The sequence below is a fragment of the Thalassotalea piscium genome, from assembly GCF_030295935.1.
Lineage (GTDB): Bacteria > Pseudomonadota > Gammaproteobacteria > Enterobacterales > Alteromonadaceae > Thalassotalea_B > Thalassotalea_B piscium.
The window spans coordinates 2,475,863-2,494,421 of sequence record NZ_AP027362.1; the positions used below are offsets into that span (position 1 = coordinate 2,475,863).

Below are 18,559 nucleotides of genomic sequence, written 5' to 3' on the forward strand. Positions count from 1 at the left end.
GATTCAGTTTTTATATTTGTGTTAGTAGCCACCCTTTTTCCTCCTATGCTTTTTTAATTTGCTCAAAGTTTTCGATGAGATGACAAACCATGTTTGCAGTCGGTGCTTTGTCTTCCATTTCTTCCCATCGAGAAAGCGCAGAAGACATTTTTCCTCGAAGTGCCAACATTGCTTGAAACTGCTTTTCTGTTTCTTCAAGCCGCTCTTTGATCAGGCTTCTGACTAATGGGCACGCACTTTTACCATCTTCAGATTCATTAATAATTTCCTTGATATCTGCAACAGAAAAACCAAGGTTTCTGGCACTTAAAATGAATTTAAGTCTCGATACTTCTTTATTCGAGTATGACTTGTAGCCGTTCACTGACTTAGCAGGTTTTAACAGTTCCAATCGCGAGTAATAGCGCACCGTATCAGCAGTCGTTCCAAGGCTTTTTGCCAGCTCTGCAACTTTCATGTTCACTCCTTAGTTCTTCACCTAAGTTTGTAATCTCACCTACAGCTTAGACCTGTGTCTAAGACACAGGTCAAGTGATTATTCGTGATTAATAATGCAAAAGCTAAAAACTAATTTTTGGTAAAAAGAGGAATCTCGGCCAAAATCGACAGTATTAATTACTGTAAATGGCAATAACTTGAGCATTTTCATAATGCCTTTCCAAATATCGTACTAATCGTTCAAAACAATTGATTATTTAAATCAATGAATAAGTCATTCTATTTTTGATGGGAGTGGCGAAAAAAAGACGCACTGATCCTGTGATTAGCCAATAATTGGTGGACGATAAAGTAAGAGATGGATACCAGATTTTGGTAGGGGTGTACGCTGTAGAATTAGCTCAGAATGAATATTGCAAATACCTTCGTCTTGCGCTTCCACAAGATAGGCATTTAAATGAAAGCTTGTACAAAAACCGCCTTCACAACAAACACAATCACCAGCTTTACATTTTTCACAGTCTTCATCACCATGACGGTTTTTAGAATCTTGCGAATTTTCAGTGTGATAGTGACTATTGTCAATCATTGATTGATGATGCATATTTTTGCTTGGTTGTATAATATGCGTGTCGGATGAGCCATTATGATGCTCTTCACAATTCATTGGTTTAGCAATAGCAAAGCCATGCTGCGTAAGCAACACAGTTATTATTACTATTTTAAACCACCTGAAAAGTCCAAACATTATCATTCCTTCTTTAGCACCTACAATATTAGCCACTTTATAAAAATAATTTTATGATCTTGATCAACCTTTGAACTAAAACCTAAACTTTTTACTTTTTACTTTTTACTTTTTACTTTTTACTTTTTACTTTTTACTTTTTTAAACAGCTTAAACTTCACAAGTATAAAAGGGGTGTCTAATTTATACTCATGAGATTGAAGCCAAGCATGAGCACCATTAAAAGAAATAAAAACCCTACGCTCATAATTAGGTATTGAGTAAGGGATCATTTTTCCAATTGTTCAGCTTTAAGCGCTGTACTTTGCAACAATCGGTTCTATCCCGGGCACATCCAATTCCCGTTCATCAAAAATGATAAAATGGCCTATTGTAGGTCTTTCAATGGCGATGTTTTTTGCCTTGACTCTTTAACCTTAACCATTCGCCAACTTTACTTCTTAGCTGATATTCCACCTTGATAGGTATACACCAGACTGGCACCGACTGAAAACAAGAAGTAGCTTACTATTACTGCTCTTAGTTCTTTCCAAAAAAACTATTAGCTAGGCCTTTCCTAACATAACTAAAATGGTTTAAATCCCAAAAAGCGAAAGCTACCATCAATATAGTTGCGGTAGCTCTCATCAAGTCAATATAGTATTTCTTCATATCAGAGCCAGAACTTGATACCTGCAACAAAAGCAGTATCACGAGTACTTTGCCCATTTAACTTCGCAAAGTCGGCTGTATTACCAAATTTATTTGTCCACTCAACGCCCACATAGGGAGCAAACTGGCGGGTAAACTCATAACGAACCCGAAAACCAATAGCACTGCTAGACAAGCCACTACCAAGGTTATTTTGGACGTCATCCTTACCGTAAAGCGTCAACTCTGCTCGTGGTTGAACAATTAACTTTTGAGTAAGTAATAGCTCATACTCAGCTTCGATCGAAAATGCACTATTACCTTGCTCTCCTAAATACGCAGTCATATCAATTTCAAACCAGTAGGGGGCTAGACCTTGTAAACCAAAAGCTAGCCATTTGCGGTTTTCACCTTCGTTATTGTAATCAAGTCGAATACCGACTTGTGTATCCCAATAAGCAGATATTGCGTGGCCCCATAGAAAATCTGTTTGGTTCTCCTCTAAATTACCTTCGCTAAAATCTCCTTCAGTTTTGATGACTAATCTATCAAAAGTAGTGCCATACCATGCCTGAAAGTCAAAAACACCTGCGTTTGTTTGCTCATTATATTCAAGACGATCCCCTAGTAGCGCGTAAAATGAATGCTCATCTGCCAAAGTCAGTCGTTTGTCGCTACTGAGTGCGTAAGGGCCTTCAGTCAAAGTTGTACCTGCTGCATAAGCATGGGGGTCTCTAGCATCTTTAGGTGCATCTCCACCTTGTGCTTGCATTTTAGGATCACCCATCTCAGTCATCTCATCTTTTGCAGATACAGATACACTTATAAGGGGCAAACCTATTAATAATAGTCTTAAGGTATTGGTTAGTATTAACTTTTTCATGATACAACTACCTCTCTAAACATACCTGCATCCATGTGGAATAATAAATGGCAATGCCATGCCCAGCGACCTACGTCATGAGGTGTTGTTAAAAAACTAATTCTTTGCGCTGGTTGTACAGGGATAGTATGGCGACGAACCTGTACATCACCTTTTTCATTCTCCAAATCGCTCCACATACCATGCAGGTGCATGGGATGTGTCATCATTGTATCGTTTTGTAAAATAACTCTTAAACGTTGATTATGCTTCATGTGAACTGGCGTGCTTTTTCCAAATTCCAAGCCATCAAATGACCAGCTATAACGCTCCATGTTTCCAGTTAAATGTAATTCAATTTCAGCCTCTGGCTCTTGCTGGTTTGTAATTCCCTCAAGAGAATGTAAATCTGCAAGTGTTAAAACACGGCGTCCATTTTTACGTAAACCTATACCGGGATCATCAAGGTTTGTTCTAGGCATATCAACACGCATATCAACAGAAGCTCCATACTCTGTTTTTGCATGACGCACTTTAGTGCTAGCAACAGCTAATGGGTTTTTAGTCATTCCATGTTTACTATGATCCATTGCCATCGCTCCATGACCCATTGCACTATGATCCATTTTATTAGAATTCATGCCCGACATACCTGCCGTATCAGCCATTGTAGAATGCACACTATCATGGGTCATATTGCCCATCATATCTGTCATCGTTAACCACTCAACGGGGTCTAAAGAAGGTACTGGTGCATCAACGTTAGGTGCCATTGATAAAGTACCTTTAGCATAACCTGAGCGATCCATGCTTTGTGCAAAAATCGTATATGCATCATTTTTTGGCTCGACAAGTACATCATAAGTTTCACCGGGACCAAATCTAAATTCATCTACTGTCACAGGTTCAACATTTTGTCCATCAGCTTGTACAACTGTTAACTTCAGCTCAGGTATTCTTACATCAAAAAACGTATTGCTAGAACCGTTAATAAATCTAAGCCTAACCTTTTCGCCAGCTTTAAACATTCCACGCCAGTTTGTCAAAGGCGCACAACCATTCATTAAAAAAGTCATTGCAGATGCTGATAAGTCTGCAAGATCTGTAGGGTTCATTCTCATTTTATTCCACATTTCCCGGCGTTGTAGCGCATTTGAAACGCTGCTATTTGAAATGTCATCAAAAAACTCTGGAACAGTAGGTTGATTAAAGTTAAATACATCGCTCTGTACTTTTAACTTGCGAAACAAATCCATTGGGTCATCATCAGTCCAATCAGACAATTGGATGACATGCTCATTGTCAGCACTAATAATATCCTTTTCTCTTGGCTCAATAATTAATGCGCCGTACATACCTGTCATTTCTTGAAAGCCACTGTGTGAGTGATACCAATATGTGCCGCTTTGTTGCAGCTTAAATTTATAAACAAAGGTTTCACCCGGCATTATACCTTTAAAGCTAATACCCGGTACGCCATCCATTTGATACGGAAGAATGATCCCATGCCAATGAATTGAACTCGGCACTGATAATTTATTAGTTACCCTGATAGTAACGTCATCACCTTCTCTGAGGCGCAAGGTAGGAGCTGGTATTGAGCCATTGATTGTTGTAGCCATTCTTACAACACCTGTGAAGTTTACGGGTGACTCATCTATCACTAAATCTATTACTTCTCCACTTAGTTCGGGCGCAGTACCTGTTGAAGTTCCAGCAATCAAAGATGAAGCTGCATGAAGAACACTTGGAAAAGCAGCTAATACACCGCCAGCAATTACACCTTGTACAAAGCGTCTACGTGGCGTAGAAACTTGATGTAATGGACTTTTAATTCTCATTTTGTACTCCGTTATTTAACCAATAAGTTAATGTGACCAATGAATGTGCTTAATCTTCCATTCACCATTTTGTTTTTCCAGCACCATCGTTTCCATGCCTTGATAATCGCGTTCAACACCTTTATGAGTACCTGTAGTTTGACTACGCGACGCAGAGATAGCGGTATTTCCAAGTATCGTCACTTGATGTTCAAGTGTGTCGCTCTTCATCGCTGCTAAATACTTCATATCCGACAACATATGATGATGAGCATATTCATCAGCGCTCCTTTCAACGCGGCCTCCCTCGAAAATGGTGACATCATCCGCTAACTGCGCTCTAGCCTGTTTTTGATTGCCAGTTTCAAGTGCTTGATGAAATGCCAAAACAACTTTTGCGGCAGGGGTATCTATACCTTTAAACAAACCTTTGTCTTTGTTCTTATCACCATGAGCGTTTGCTGCGAAACTAAACGTCATTAATAAAACGAGTAATATATTTATTGTTTTCATTTTCATTCTCTCTTTTAGGTTTTAATTTGCAGGGCCAACAACACTAGTAAGCCCAGCCGTTACAGATAAAATGGCAAAAGCTACTACCATTTCTATCGAGATAGATTTAGATAAAGCCTCTCTGCCTTGACTATTTTTAAGTTGTGGAACGAGTATTAGTTTATGTTTAGCAGCAAGTGCCAAAATAGACACTACAAGGGCCAATTTAAACAACAGTGTTTGTCCGTAACTTGAGCTTATTAGTGCATCAAGACTTCCGACCAATTGAATCACGAGCCAGAGGCCTGCTACCAACAATAGGCTCAATGTAAAACTTGCTTGTTTGCCAAAGCTTTCCATCAGCAAATGAAGTTCTGCATAACTTAGCTGATGGCAAGCCTGTTTTAGTGGCAATAACGCCCCAAACCACCATGCCATAACGAGCACATGCAAAATAAGCAAGCCTTTTTCAATTGTGCCTAACTCAGAAATATGACCCAGTAACGTGAATGAGTATGCAAGGATTAATAAACTCAACATTAAAGCGCTTTGTTTTAAGTACGAGTTCACAGCGAGTTTGAACCTTAAAGCTAAAGCGATTATTGCGGTAACTAGCCCAAGCGCTCGAAGCAAAGCTCCAGTGCCGACAGAGGAGTCCCACATAATAGCCAATATATCAGCGTCTATCGCCCCCTGAATTCCCTCTTCTGCCATTGCACCAGTACTGGCAAAGAACCAAGTAATATTAGCGATCAAAGCCATAACTATATAAGTTCTTGTCCACGTTAAATTCGCTATTACAGCATTAGTATGAGATTCATTATTCTCAAATATTTGCCTGAAAAATGTATAACCTGCAATACAGGCAAAGCCGACGTAAAATACAATTTTTGACAGTACAATGACTGTATTCCAGATATACATTTCCATATCAATCACACCGCCTATTTTAGTGAACCATAAAGCCGAAGCTATGTTTCATTTTATGACCATCGTTACCTAAGAAGGTTACATCCACAGCATAGTTTGCAGGAGCTAATTTAGGTAGTTTCCATGTAAATTTGCTAGTAGCGACTTTAGAAGGCTCGAATCCAAATTTAAATTCTTCGCCTTGTTTATTGGCCAATGAAACTTTTACAACCCGTACCTCTTTGGTGAACACCAAAGTTAACTCTTCTGGAGGATTCATTAGCATTGCATTATCAGCAGGCACACTTTTTTCAAGATGCACATGCGCAAATACCGCACTACTAAAAACGACACTGATTACGGTTAAAAATTTAATTAGTTTTTTCATATTTACCTCTATTTTAGTTTATTGAAATTGCTATTTATGGTTTCTTAACTTCGCTAAGCATTACTTTTTAGCTCCGCCTTAGAAAGCTCCTTGTTAAAGGCGTTTAATTCTGGCTTTTTAACGATTGAGTAAATTACTGGGAGCACAATAAGAGTGAGTAGCACAGCACTTGTCATTCCGCCTACCATAGGTGCAGCAATACGACTCATAATCTCCGAACCTGTTCCTGTACCATATAAAATGGGCATCAAGCCGATAATGATTGTTGCAACTGTCATCATTACTGGACGAACTCGTAAGCCTGCACCGTGCAATAATGCATCTTGATATGCATCATCAGAGATAGGTTCAGCTCGCTCTTCAGCTTTTTCCTTAAGCTCAGCAAGTGCCTGATTGAGATAGACCAACATTATCACACCAATCTCAACCGCTACCCCAGCTAGAGCAATAAAGCCCACGCCAACAGCCACAGAGAAGTTAAACCCTTCCAGATACATCAACCATAAGCCACCAATCATCGCCATCGGCAAGGTAACGATAATGATAGCCACCTCACTAAACGCTCTGAAGTTTAAGTAAAGTAGAATAACAATAATGGCGAGTGTTAAAGGCAATACATAGGTGAGCTTTTCTTTCGCTCTTTCCATATATTCGTATTGCCCAGCCCAAGTAATTGAATAACCTGCTGGTAGTTTTAGATTATTAGCCAAGTGTATTTTTGCACTTTCAACATAAGTACCTACGTCAACACCGTCTATATCGATAAACGTCCAGCCATTTAAACGAGCATTTTCACTCTTAATTCCCGGCGGACCGTTCTCAACTCGAATATCTGCGACATCACCTAGTGCAATGCGTTGACCACTTGGTGTTACAACAGGTAATCGTGATAGCTGCTCAGGAGAGTCTCGATAGTCTTGCGGATAGCGTAAGTTAACAGGGTAACGCTCTTGACCTTCTACCGTTTGGGTAACGTTCATACCACCAATAGCTGTAGAAACCACTTGTTGAACATCTTCGATGTTTAACCCAAAGCGACTTGCCTTATCGCGTGAAATATCAACCTTGATATATCGTCCACCTGCAACTCGCTCTGAGTAAACTGATGCTGTGCCTGTAACTTCGGGTAAAATTTGCTCTATTTGTTGGCCGATTTCCTGAATCACATCAAGCTCTGGTCCGGCGACTTTAATACCCACAGGCGTTTTTATGCCTGTTGCTAACATGTCGATTCGGGTCTTGATTGGCATAACCCAAGCATTCGTTAAGCCCGGAAACTTAACCAATTTATCAAACTCAGCTTTTAACGATTCAGTAGTCACACCCTCTCGCCACTGCTCTTGTGGCTTCAATTGAATAAAGGTTTCAATCATGGTTAAAGGTGCAGGATCGGTTGCAGTTTCAGCTCTTCCTACTTTACCAAATACAGTTTCAACTTCTGGCACAGTGCGAATAAGCTTGTCTGTTTGCTGCAATAACTCCCTTGCTTTACCAATTGAAATACCGGGATAGGTAGTAGGCATATACATGAGATCGCCTTCATCCAATGGCGGAATGAATTCACTACCAATTTTATCGACAGGCCAAAAGCCAACGATAGTCACTAATATTGCTGCTACTATTGTCGATTTTGGAAACTTCATGACTTGCTTTAAAACAGGCATGTAGATAGCAATCAATAATCGGTTTAACGGGTTTTTCTTTTCAGAAACAACTTTGCCTCGAATAAAGTAGCCCATCAAAACAGGCACCAATGTGATCGCCAAACCTGCTGATGCCGCCATTGCATAGGTTTTTGTATAGGCGAGCGGAGAGAACATTCTTCCTTCTTGCGCTTCCAAGATAAATACAGGTAAGAATGAGACTGTAATGATCAGTAAGCTAAAAAATAGTGCAGGGCCTACTTCACTCGCAGCCTTAGCAACAATTTGCCAGCGATTTTCATCTGTTAGTGGTGTTTTCTCCATATGCTTGTGCATATTTTCAATCATCACTATTGCACCATCAGTCATCGCACCAATCGCAATAGCGATACCGCCTAAAGACATAATGTTGGCATTGATGCCTTGCATATACATGATAATGAACGACACCAAGATACCTAATGGCAGAGTAACAACTGCCACAATAGATGAGCGAAGATGAAATAGGAAAGCCACACAGACAATAGCAACGACTGCAAGCTCCTCTAGCAACTTGCTCCAAAGATTATCAACAGCACGATCTATTAACTTCGATCTGTCATAAACAGGGACAATCTCCACCCCCTCTGGTAGAGAAGATTTAAGCGATTCAAGTTTTTCTTTTACCCCGTTTATGGTTTGTTGAGCGTTTTCACCAAAGCGCATAACGACAACACCACCAACAACTTCTCCTTCACCATTTAGCTCTGCGATACCACGGCGCATTTGAGGCCCTAAATTAACGGTAGCAACATCACCAATACGCAATGGCGTGCCTTGTTCGTTAATACCAAGTGGAATTTTCTCAATGTCTCCAACTGATTGAATATACCCCGTTGCGGTAACCATATATTCAGCTTCAGCCATTTCCACAACGGATGCGCCAGTTTCTTTGTTCCCTTTTTGTAAGGCTATTTGTATTAAACTTAGAGGAATATCGTAAGCTCTCAATTTATCAGGATCTACTTGCACTTGATACTGCTTAACCATACCACCAACGGCGGCAACTTCGGACACGCCCGGAACAGTTTGTAGTTCATACTTTAAGAACCAGTCTTGAATGCTTCTTAATTGGCTTAGATCATGGTTTCCAGACTTATCTGTTAAAGCGTAAATGTATACCCAACCCACACCTGTTGCATCAGGTCCTAATTGAGGTTTTGCCGAATCAGGCAGGCTTGATGCTACTTGGCTTAAGTATTCAAGTACTCTGCTTCTAGCCCAATACAAATCAGTATCATCATCAAAAATAATGTAGACGTAGGAATCACCAAAAAATGAGTAACCACGAACAGTTTGCGCCCCCGGCACTGATAACATCGCTGTAGTAAGAGGAAATGTCACTTGATCCTGCACTACTTGTGGTGCCTGTCCCGGATAGCTCGTCTTAATTATCACCTGCACATCAGAAAGATCGGGGAGTGCATCTACTGGTGTTTTTTGTAATGAATACAAACCACCAAACGCGATAATTAAGGTAATCAACAAAACAAAGAAACGATTGCCGATAGACCATCTAATAATTGATTCAATCATTATTTTTCTCCCACTTAATGATTAGAATGATCAACAGCAGCTTTATTTTCCTTGCCGTGTTGTTCATCTGATTCAAGAGAAATGTCAGTGATAACTAAGTCATCTCTAACCTCAAAAGTGAAAGTGACATTATCACCGACATTGAAATCAACCATTTCTATATTGTCCGCGACGATAAAATCCATCGTCGCAGCAGGTCTATCCCATTTCTCTATTGGGCCTCTGCTAATATTTAGAATCCGTGTATCAATATCAATCGCATTGATCAAACCAGATACTGTTGCTGATGATACTTCAGGCTCACTCATGATATGAATTCCAGTAATTTCATATCCACCGTCTTCGGTTTTGCTCACTTCAAAGTGCAAAGATTGACCTGACTTTAATGAGTCAATATCGACTTTTTCAGCCACAGTAAAATCCATAACCATTTCAGGCCAATCCCAAGCTTCAGCAGGGCCATGTGAAATATTAACCATGCGGTGCCCTGCCATAACACTATTAACATCCCCTTGCATCCAAACAGAGTTAGGCACTTCATCATGAGTCATTCGTTTAAAGTCAGAGCTTTTACTTGATTCAGAATCAATCAAGAATTGGGCAGATGTCACCACAACGTCATCTTCATTTAAGCCGTCTAATATTTCGATGCTGTCGATATCAACCCGGCCAATAGTCACTTCAATAGATTTAAATTGCCCATCACCTAACGCAAGTACTACTCTGTCCTGTTTACCTGTTCTAATAACGGCTTCTTTAGGCACGAGGATGGTGCTATCAGCTTGATTAGCGTGAATAGAGACTTGTGCAAACATATTTGGTTTTAATTGATAGTCTGTGTTATCAAATTTCAATCTCACTCGGAGTGTGCGTGTTTTACTGTTCAATGTTGGATAAACATAATCAACGACACCAGCCCAGTCCTCACCGGGTAAATAATCTAGTGTCATTGATACAGGAAGTCCTTTTTTAATTAAGGCTGCGTCACGTTCAAACACTTCTGCTTCAACCCAAACTTGATCTAGCTGGCCAATGCTTAATAAGGTGTTTCCCGGCTTTACATAAAAACCTTCTCTAACCTTCAAACCATCGACAACACCTGCTTGTGGTGAATAAAAGGTAATTGTTTGCTGAACCTTTCGTGTCTTTTCTAGCTTTTGAACAAAGTCTGCTGAAAGCTGTAACGCTTTTAGGCGATCTTTGGCTGCTGAAATTAAAGAACTATTGTTGCGCTTTAACGCTATTAACAGCTCTTCCTGAGCATTAACTAACTGAGGAGAATATAGTGTATAAAGAGGCTGCCCTTTCTCTACAGGGTTACCTGCTGCTTTGATGTAAAGTTTATCAATCCAGCCATCAACCCGTGGGTGGATATGAATTAGCTTATCTTCATCATATTGAACATAACCTACCGTTGAGATTTCAGTATGCATATTTTTCAGTTCAACAGGTGCAGTGCGAACCCCAAGGTTATTCACTACATGAGGCGCAATTTTTACTGCTCCGGGGCCAAAGTCATCACCAGATGATTCTTCCTCATACACAGGTATTAAATCCATCCCCATAGGCGACTTACCGGGCTTGTCCCGGCGGTAATTAGAATCCATCGGTGCAACCCAATACAGAGGCTTTTTTTCTCCTGATGTTGCTTCATTACTATTACTGTTTGAGCCAGTACCTTGATATAAACTCAATGCTCCAGCACCTAGTGCTGCCCCAATGATGACGGCAATAACTGTTTTAGTATTCGTTGACATTATTTTTCTCCAAATTGCTGACTGGATAAGAGCTGATTAGTTTTGTGCGAAGTGTGCTTCGACTTATGTTCAGCATTTGAGTTAGATTGAGAATGCGCAAATAAATAGTTGATACGAACAACTGTTTTAAGTGCGTCAACATCAATTCTTAAGGCTGATATTCTGGCATTTAATTCTGCGATTCTTGCTCGAACAACTTCGGCAAAATCGCCATCATCATTTGTGTAGGCTGTCAATGACGCTTCTGCTTGGTCATGAGTTTGTTTAAGGAGTTGTTCTTGATAGATAGATTGTCTATCTGATAAGCGTTTAAGCTGTCTTAGTTCTTTTTCTAAAACACTGATCATTTGCTTTGTCAGTAATAGTTTCTCGGTTTTAATAGTCTCTGAATCTGCAATAGAAGCTGCAACTTGCTTATCTTGTCTGTTCTCGGTAAACAAGGGTAAATCAAACGTTACCCCAACAGAAAATAAATCAGCTCGGCTATCACCAGAGGGCATATTGTCGCGATAGGCATAACTAGCATTAACACCCCATTGCGGCTCATATTGCTGTTTGGCTAACTCAATTCCTTTTTCTGAAGCTTTGCGTTTTATATCAATTGCAAGTATGGCTGGGTGATTCGAAAGCTCCTGAGCCAATAGATTTCTTGAGTAATTAGATGCTTTTAGGACTGTTGGATTATTCAGAGTAATTGCAGGTAACTTTTTAGAAACCCTAAACTCTAATGGTTGCGCGTCAAAGTTGAATGATTCATTCAAACGATCCGCATCGTAAATATGAAGCCACTCATTGAGACGAGCGATTGTCGTTTCTAGTTTCTGCTTTTGCGAAGTTAATCTGTCATCTAACTGCACGATTTCCAACTGAGCACGAATAACATCTTGCTGTCTAGTTTTACCAACAACGTTTGAATAGCTAGCTTTAGCCACTTCCGCCATCTGCTCAAAGAGAGACCAATCATCTTCAATCAATTTAATAGTTTGTTGGGCTAAGTAAGCATCTAACCAAAGTTGTGACACTTGGCTTTTCAACTTAGCTTTACGATCCTCTCGTAACAGTGGAAATTTCGTGGACTCAATTTGTAACTGGTCTTTCTTGATCTCTAGACTGTCGCCTCTCGGAAACATTTGAGAGACGCCAACCTTTAGCTGAGTCATTCCTTCCTGATCTAAATCCCAAGTATCTGTTGGTAAATTCATTATCCCTAGCGATACTTTCGGATCAGGCAAAGTACCTGAAGCAATACTTCTATTTTCAACTGCACTTTGTTTCAATCGGCTACCATGAAGCCAAGGATCATTTTGCTGAGCTAAGGTGATAGCTTGTTCAAGCGACACTACTTTCTCAGCTTGAGCTGAGAATACAGATAAGCCGAGTATTAATGCAGTTGAAAGTGAAGTAAGGTTTGAAGAGTTCAATTTCATTAGAATTGCTCCTCGTATGTCTTAACTTTTGCATAGACTTTGCTCGTTCCATCTTTAAATAGAATTAACACGTTGTATGGCATAAAGCGGTCATCGACTTCCATACCGGGAGAGCCAACTGGCATTGCTGGAACTGAAAGCCCAATCGCATTGGGATGTTCTTCTGATAAGAACTGCTGAATAAATTTAGCAGGTATATGACCTTCAAAGGCAAATCCATTTCTACTCACTGCCGTGTGGCATGAACGGTAATTAGGTTTGATACCATACTTAGTTTTGATGTTGCCGATGTTTCGGAAATCTTTGGAATGCGCAACGATCCCTTTGTCTTCAATATGAGTTATCCATTTTTTACAACACCCACAAGTAGGGGTTTTATAAACGATTAACTCCAAAGGTGTTACGTCGTGATTGTCTGCATGGTTATGTTCGTTGGCGTTTGCAAACGCAGGTGAAAGCAGCATTACTACTGCTATTTTTAAATACTTATTGATCATTTTTGCCCCCAGACATCGCTGGAAAATATCTATAGCGCTACGACGCTATATTGACTAACAGAAAAATTAATTACATGTGCGAGAAATTTGGACGCACTAATCCTGTATTAGGCAAAAATTGGTGGACGATAAAGGGAAGTGGAAATTGAATGAGGTTGTTTAGATTGCAGAGCAGCTACAGATTCACTGAATATTTGAATATCTGTCGAATCAATACTGGAATTTAGGACTGTCGTAGATGAGCAAGCATTTGTAGGACAAACACAAACACCACAACAATCTTCTGATTGACCGTTACTGCTTTTATTCATATCACCATGCTCCATTCCTTCATGATGACTCATCTTGGAATGTTCCATGTTCATGTGTGATTCATGAGAACCTAATGACATTTCGCAAGACATAGCAGAATACGCAAATGCTTGCCCTACAAAGGCAACCAGCATAAGCGTTATTACTAAGACTTTTGAAAATGCTTTAGACATAAAATTCTCATAAAAATATACATGGCTTATGCTAATACAAATTTTCGAATAAGTAAATTGATGTCATGTAAACATTTATGAATATTTGACTAACGTCAATTTTTTCAAAGAGGTACATGTAGCATTCATAATTTCATTTGATATACAGCAAAGGAGTATGCTCGCTTATTGATAAACAATACGTCCTTAATGACATTAATTTAATGTCCCGTAAACTCAAAATGGTTGCATTAGGTACTCACGATACAAGCGATAAATCGCTATTGCTAGTTGAAAAGGAGTTTACAGGGGAACTAAAGTCTGTTCGTGTGGGTAAGAAAATAACTATTAATTAGTCTGTATCAATAATCAAGGTGAATTAAAAAAATAGCCTTTTGTACATCACTTTAGCTATCTAATGACTTAATTATCCCACACCTTTCAATAGTATTATCAGAATTACACGTACTAGACATTTGTTGTAATTCGATTTTTAAGGCTTTTAATTCTTTCATGCGTTTATTAACTAAATCTAATTGCTGTTTAATCAGTTCATTTACACTTGAACAACTTTCTTCTGGTTTATTTTTTAGGTCGATAAGACGTTTGATATCAATCAGAGAGATATCGAGACTGCGACAATGTTTTACGAATTCTAATTGCTTCAAAGCGGTAACGTCATACAATCTGAAGTTACCTTCTGTACGCTCTGGATCAGAAAGTAATCCTTCTTTTTCATAGTATCTAATAGTTTGTATAGAACAACCGGATGTTTTCGATAATTCACCTATTTTCATAATATTTTCTTTTTAAACTTGACCCTATAGTTACTATAGGTTTTACACTTGAATTATACAAGTAAGGCGGAGTTAAAAAATGAGCGGTTGTGGCTGTGAAGTAGAATTAAAAGATGACCAACAAAAAACAGTGCTTTATTGGCTTTTAGCTATAAATGCCACGATGTTTGTATTTGAAATTGGTTTAGGTTGGTTATCTGAATCAACCGCATTAATTGCTGATTCGTTAGATATGCTAGCTGATGCTATCGTCTATGCCATTGCCTTATATGCCGTGGGGAAGTCAATCCAACATAAAGCTAATGCAGCATTAGTAAGTGGTTATTTCCAATTGGGGTTAGGGGTTCTAATTCTTCTCGATATAGCTAGGCGACTAGTTGGAGAAAGTGAGCCTCATTCTTGGTTTATGATTGGAGTTGGTTCTGTGGCTTTAATCGCTAATGTCATTTGTTTGATGCTTATACGAAAACACAACAATGATGAAGTGCATATGAGGGCTAGCTGGATATTTTCAGCTAATGATGTGATCGCAAACCTTGGTGTCGTATTTGCTGGCATACTTGTCATGGTGCTAGAACAACGCTGGCCTGATATTGTTATTGGTAGCATCATTTCAATGTTAATTCTTCGAGGTGCTTACATGATATTAACGGATGCCAAACAAGAATTAGTATCGGCTCAATATACATCTGAAGTATCAGATAAAAATAAACAATCAACCTGCTGCAATTCAAAGTAAGGAAGCTCTTATGAATCAAGAATATCTTAAAAAAACTGAGATAGTTAATTTTGAACACCCCACTATCCAATCATTAATAACAGAGCGAAAATGGCATGAACTTGATGACTACAACAAGATTGGCACTGCTTATCAGTTTGTAAAAGACGAAATACTATTTGGCTATAACAAAAGCGACGATATTTCCGCAAGTGAAGTTTTATCTGACGGATACGGGCAATGTAACACTAAGGGCAACCTTTTAATGGCCTTATTACGTGGATTAAGAATTCAGTGCCGATTTCACGGGTTTACAATAGATCAGCAATTACAAAAAGGAGCTATTCCTACCTATGTCTTTTGGTTAGCGCCCAAATACATTATTCACAGTTGGGTTGAAGTTTACTTTGAAGGACGTTGGATCAACTTAGAGGGCTTTATTTTAGACAATCAATATCTCACTTCAATACAGCAAAAGTTTAATCAAATAAAAGACAATTTCTGTGGTTATGGTGTTGCAACAAAATGTTTTTCATCACCAGATACAGGTTGGCGCGGAACCGACACATATATTCAAAAAGAAGGGATTCACGACGACTTTGGACTTTATAATTCCCCTGATGAGTTTTATCTTGAAAAAGGCACTAATTTGTCTGGAGTCAAACGCTGGATGTATCAAAAAGTGATCCGCCACCTAATAAATTTCAATGTCACTAATCTAAGAAAAAATAAAGCGCTGGAGGTACAAAATGCATAGTCATAGTCATCAACATGGAACAGACGACAGGATTGGTTGGGCATTTTTTCTGAATGTTACCTTTACGATCATCGAATTTATTGGTGGTTGGCTCACCAACAGTACCGCTATTATGGCTGATGCGGTGCATGACTTAGGAGATAGTTTATCGATTGGCTTTGCATGGATATTAAGTCGTTTTTCAAACAAAGCAGCGCCAGATAAATACAGCTATGGTTACCGCCGACTTACACTGTTCGGGGCATTGGTAAATGGCGTTGTATTAGTAATTGGCTCAATTTGGGTGTTGTTTGAAGCAATTCCAAGGCTAACCAACCCTGAAATGCCTGTAGTTGAAGGAATGTTAGGGCTTGCGATACTCGGTGTTGCCGTAAATGGGTATGCCGTATTCAAATTAAAAGCTGGGGAAACTTTAAATGAAAAAGTACTAACTTGGCACTTACTGGAAGATGTTCTGGGTTGGGTCGCCGTTCTAATTGTTTCAATTGTGTTGTTATTTGTAGAACTGCCAATACTAGACCCACTGCTATCAATTGGTTTTACATTATTTATTTTATTTAATGTTTTCAGAAATCTAAAATCTACACTTGTTTTGTTTCTTCAAGCCGCTCCAGATGAAGAAACTCAACAGAATATCAAACAAACTTTAATTAAATTACCTGAAGTTAATGGGGTTCATCACATGCACTTTTGGTCGTTAGACGGAGAAAGTCATGTACTAACAGCTCATTTGGAGTTATCTAAAAACTCAAGTGTGAATGAACTCGTGGCATTAAAACAAACTATCGCAATTGAACTTTCAGAATATCATTTGTCTCATACAACCATTGAGTTTGAGTTTCCCAAAGAAACTTGCAGAGATGAGCATGAAAAAGAAACATAGAGCTAGTCTCAACTGTCGCTTCTTGTTATAGTTTTATCTCACAATTTTATGGGTGTCTATTTTGAATTTCACTGTTGCTTTAAGGATAATATTAGTTCTTTCGATTGTTCTACAATCGATAAGCTCTATTGCGTCTGCAACTTCTGAGAATCATCAAATCGATGTAGAGCACCTGCAAACTCAACATGACCATAAAAATGATCGCGATATTTTAAATGAAAACGCTGATGATGAACCTCATGATATCAAGGATTGTCATCACTGTGGTCACTGTAGCGGCAGCCACTTATCTTGGATATTAATTAGCAATTCAAATAGTGCAACAAAGTTATATAACAACAACCTAATACCTTATCAATTCGATCAAACAAAAGAATTTTTAGACGCTATATTACGCCCCCCTATTTCTTAAATTTCTAAATTTATGACCGTCCATTTATCGATTAAAAAATCGGTAAATGAGAGATGATTAATACTTAAAATTTAAGAAGTCTTATGTATAAATATATAAAAAATACAGGCACTTGCCTGTCATTCTGCCTACTTGTAAGTATTTCATATGCCGCTTACAGCAAGCAAAAAAGTGAGTCGTGGTTAGACACACAAATAAATAAAGATCCCGAAATAATTGAAGCAAGAGAGTTGTTAATCGCAAGCAATCATCATGCAAAAAGCTTAACTCAGGCAATATATAACCCTGAGTTTGACGCAAGTTTTGAGAAAGAAGGTGATTTTAATAACTATTCAATCGGTTTGAGTCAGACCATTGATTTTTGGGATAAACGCTCTGCCAATACGTCAATTGGCGAGATAACTCTTTATGCCAGCCAGCAGCACTTATTGAATTTAATCGATTCAAAAAAGGCCGATGCGTTAATTGCTTTGACAAATTGGCAATCAGCGAAAGATGCTGCACAGCTCTCTACTGAGAGAGAAAGTCAACTGCAAACCTTACTTAGTATTGTGGAAGACAAACAAAAGGCGGGAATACTTGAGCCTCTAGATGCTGAGCTGGTTTACTTAAACTTGTCTCAAGTTTTTAGTGAAATAGCTGAATATCAAATAGAGCTAAAAAATGCTGAGGTTAAAGTTAAAGAGCTGCTGCCTGATTGGACACCAGAGTTAGCCAGTAAAACCTCTATTGATTTCGATGTTGAAAACTATTCATACAAAGCTGAATGGATTGAACAACACCCCCAAGTACAATTGGCTAAAGCAAAATGGAAAGAGCAACAAGCTAAAGCACAACTAACAACCATAGAGAATAAAGCTAATCCCACCATAGGGATTAGCGCAGGAAAAAATAGTGACGATAATATCGTTGGCTTAACATTCTCTATGCCTTTGAATATCAGAAATAACTATTCCGATACTACTAAAGCGGCATATTCAGAAGCCGTTGCTGCGGAAGCTTATTTCCAATCCATTTATCGAAAACGCTCTTTTGAAGCTCAGGCCAACTATGAATCCCTCATGATCAGTAAAAAATACTATCAGCGATGGCAAAACCTTATACAAAACCGAATTGATAATAGCGCGAGGTTGCTAAACGCTCGTTGGGAGGCTGGAGACATCAATACTTCAGACTATCTAATAGCGTTGAGCCAAAGAGCTGATGGATTGCACTCAGGCATTCAACTAGAAAAACAATTTAGACTCTCTGAAATAGCCTTCATTTGGAGCATGGGTCAATTATCTAAGTTCAAGATTTAATTAGTTAAAACGGCAATTAGAAATCTTAAACTTTAAAAGAA

At 38.9% G+C, this 18,559-nt stretch carries 19 protein-coding genes; 6 read left to right on the plus strand and 13 right to left on the minus strand.

The window, feature by feature from the left end; all coding sequences use genetic code 11:
- Positions 1–43 precede the first annotated feature (43 nt).
- The 12 genes from QUD79_RS10790 to QUD79_RS10850 all read right to left on the minus strand — a co-directional run bounded on the left by QUD79_RS10790 (position 44) and on the right by QUD79_RS10850 (position 13,671).
- Positions 44–457: a MerR family transcriptional regulator gene (locus QUD79_RS10790; protein WP_184424891.1), complete on the minus strand. Its 414-nt coding sequence runs from the start codon at positions 455–457 to the stop codon at positions 44–46.
- Between the two features lie 306 nt (positions 458–763).
- Complete coding sequence (locus tag QUD79_RS10795; RefSeq protein WP_004589264.1) at positions 764–1,186, minus strand: hypothetical protein; 423 nt, start codon at positions 1,184–1,186, stop codon at positions 764–766.
- A gap of 652 nt (positions 1,187–1,838) precedes the next feature.
- Positions 1,839–2,699, minus strand: coding sequence for a copper resistance protein B (locus tag QUD79_RS10805; RefSeq protein ID WP_182724336.1), 861 nt, complete (start codon positions 2,697–2,699; stop codon positions 1,839–1,841).
- Positions 2,696–4,519 carry a copper resistance system multicopper oxidase gene (locus QUD79_RS10810; RefSeq protein ID WP_058405792.1) on the minus strand — a complete coding sequence of 608 codons (1,824 nt, stop codon included), beginning with the start codon at positions 4,517–4,519 and terminating at the stop codon, positions 2,696–2,698. The genes QUD79_RS10805 and QUD79_RS10810 overlap by 4 nt, the downstream gene beginning before the upstream one ends.
- Before the next feature lie 27 nt (positions 4,520–4,546).
- The gene (locus tag QUD79_RS10815) at positions 4,547–5,017 is read right to left on the minus strand and encodes a YybH family protein (RefSeq protein WP_008467847.1); all 471 of its coding nucleotides are present in this window, start codon (positions 5,015–5,017) and stop codon (positions 4,547–4,549) included.
- 15 nt (positions 5,018–5,032) lie between these two features.
- Entirely contained in the window at positions 5,033–5,920 is an 888-nt protein-coding gene (locus QUD79_RS10820; protein ID WP_024596191.1) for a copper resistance D family protein, read from the minus strand.
- Between the two features lie 19 nt (positions 5,921–5,939).
- A complete protein-coding gene (locus tag QUD79_RS10825) occupies positions 5,940–6,287 on the minus strand; it encodes a copper resistance CopC family protein (protein ID WP_010558032.1) in 348 nt (115 codons plus the stop codon).
- A gap of 53 nt (positions 6,288–6,340) precedes the next feature.
- Entirely contained in the window at positions 6,341–9,505 is a 3,165-nt protein-coding gene (locus QUD79_RS10830; RefSeq protein WP_184424889.1) for an efflux RND transporter permease subunit, read from the minus strand.
- A gap of 14 nt (positions 9,506–9,519) precedes the next feature.
- Positions 9,520–11,262 (minus strand): efflux RND transporter periplasmic adaptor subunit, encoded by a 1,743-nt coding sequence (locus QUD79_RS10835; RefSeq protein ID WP_184424887.1) that lies wholly within the window; start codon positions 11,260–11,262, stop codon positions 9,520–9,522.
- Complete coding sequence (locus QUD79_RS10840) at positions 11,262–12,689, minus strand: TolC family protein (RefSeq protein ID WP_184424885.1); 1,428 nt, start codon at positions 12,687–12,689, stop codon at positions 11,262–11,264. Before QUD79_RS10840 ends, QUD79_RS10835 begins: the two co-directional genes overlap by 1 nt.
- Positions 12,689–13,186, minus strand: a complete 498-nt coding sequence (locus tag QUD79_RS10845) for a DUF411 domain-containing protein (RefSeq protein ID WP_036956660.1) — start codon at positions 13,184–13,186, stop codon at positions 12,689–12,691. Before QUD79_RS10845 ends, QUD79_RS10840 begins: the two co-directional genes overlap by 1 nt.
- Positions 13,187–13,293: 107 nt before the next feature.
- Positions 13,294–13,671 carry a hypothetical protein gene (locus QUD79_RS10850; RefSeq protein ID WP_138686582.1) on the minus strand — a complete coding sequence of 126 codons (378 nt, stop codon included), beginning with the start codon at positions 13,669–13,671 and terminating at the stop codon, positions 13,294–13,296.
- Positions 13,672–13,874: 203 nt separating this feature from the next.
- On the opposite strand from QUD79_RS10850, the gene QUD79_RS10855 reads away from it, so the two are divergent.
- Positions 13,875–14,006, plus strand: coding sequence for a hypothetical protein (locus QUD79_RS10855; protein WP_268245254.1), 132 nt, complete (start codon positions 13,875–13,877; stop codon positions 14,004–14,006).
- A 51-nt stretch (positions 14,007–14,057) separates the two neighbouring features.
- On the opposite strand, the gene cadR is transcribed toward QUD79_RS10855, so the two are convergent.
- The gene (cadR, locus tag QUD79_RS10860) at positions 14,058–14,447 is read right to left on the minus strand and encodes a Cd(II)/Pb(II)-responsive transcriptional regulator (protein WP_184424883.1); all 390 of its coding nucleotides are present in this window, start codon (positions 14,445–14,447) and stop codon (positions 14,058–14,060) included.
- Between the two features lie 79 nt (positions 14,448–14,526).
- Here cadR and QUD79_RS10865 point away from each other — a divergent pair, with 79 nt between their 5' ends.
- The 5 genes from QUD79_RS10865 (at position 14,527) to QUD79_RS10885 (ending at position 18,518) form a co-directional block, all read left to right on the plus strand.
- Entirely contained in the window at positions 14,527–15,186 is a 660-nt protein-coding gene (locus tag QUD79_RS10865; protein WP_138628190.1) for a cation efflux transmembrane domain-containing protein, read from the plus strand.
- Between the two features lie 10 nt (positions 15,187–15,196).
- Positions 15,197–15,922, plus strand: a complete 726-nt coding sequence (locus tag QUD79_RS10870) for a transglutaminase-like domain-containing protein (RefSeq protein ID WP_184424881.1) — start codon at positions 15,197–15,199, stop codon at positions 15,920–15,922.
- On the plus strand, positions 15,915–16,805 hold the full coding sequence (locus QUD79_RS10875; protein WP_085286036.1) for a cation diffusion facilitator family transporter: 891 nt from the start codon (positions 15,915–15,917) through the stop codon (positions 16,803–16,805). Before QUD79_RS10870 ends, QUD79_RS10875 begins: the two co-directional genes overlap by 8 nt.
- Positions 16,806–16,857: 52 nt before the next feature.
- The gene (locus QUD79_RS10880; RefSeq protein ID WP_249363239.1) at positions 16,858–17,217 is read left to right on the plus strand and encodes a hypothetical protein; all 360 of its coding nucleotides are present in this window, start codon (positions 16,858–16,860) and stop codon (positions 17,215–17,217) included.
- An 83-nt stretch (positions 17,218–17,300) separates the two neighbouring features.
- Entirely contained in the window at positions 17,301–18,518 is a 1,218-nt protein-coding gene (locus QUD79_RS10885; RefSeq protein ID WP_184424879.1) for a TolC family protein, read from the plus strand.
- Positions 18,519–18,559: the final 41 nt, after the last annotated feature.